The 638-nt window shown below is 35.9% G+C and carries 1 protein-coding gene; it reads left to right on the top strand.

Translation table 11 applies throughout. The annotated features are described in order from the left end of the window. The first annotated feature begins 245 nt into the window (after window positions 1–245). Entirely contained in the window at window positions 246–494 is a 249-nt protein-coding gene (locus DYI81_RS17860) for a hypothetical protein (RefSeq protein WP_033917550.1), read from the top strand. Window positions 495–638 lie beyond the last annotated feature (144 nt).

Raw genomic sequence — 638 nt, 5'->3', positions numbered from 1 at the left:
AAAATACCACAAGTATTGAATCTGATTTTTTCGTAATATTCATTCAAACTTCCTCTTTGAGTTTACAACTATATTGTTAAAGTTTAGAACATTAATGTCATTTTTGAGACTTTAATGGTCAGTCACAGCAACAAGAAACAGCGCCGATCGCACGATCTGACGTTCAAAACAGTTTCCAGGATCTTTTCAATTGATTTGAGGCTTATATGAATATGCATACGACTCAAAAGAGTGAGAGAGACAAAATGACAAAACGCTGTTCTGTTGATGTGAAGTCACCCTGGTTCTTCATAGAGGACCAAATCCCAAACAAAGATGGCACGGCGTTTATTGTGTGGGATGAATTCTTAGACCATGAAATTAAACCTATCCGCTGGAGCGATAAGATCCGTGACTATGCTTCAGGTGAAGTCGAATGGAGTGGAAGCTTCTTATTTTGGCGATATGATGATGGTACACCAGCTGAATCACCAAGAAGCTATCAGCAATCTTAATTTCTTATATTTCCGAGCTCTGTACACGACAAAAATAGATAACTCATTGAAATAATGTCACAATAATTGTTTTCTAACGACGAATACTATGACACATCTCAATGAGTTATATCTTATCTTAAACAAATATCTAAAATGGAACAA

It is taken from the genome of Acinetobacter sp. SWAC5 (assembly GCF_003419885.1).
In the GTDB taxonomy this organism is placed as follows: Bacteria; Pseudomonadota; Gammaproteobacteria; order Pseudomonadales; family Moraxellaceae; genus Acinetobacter; species Acinetobacter cumulans.
This window is presented reverse-complemented; position numbering and strand designations above follow the sequence as displayed.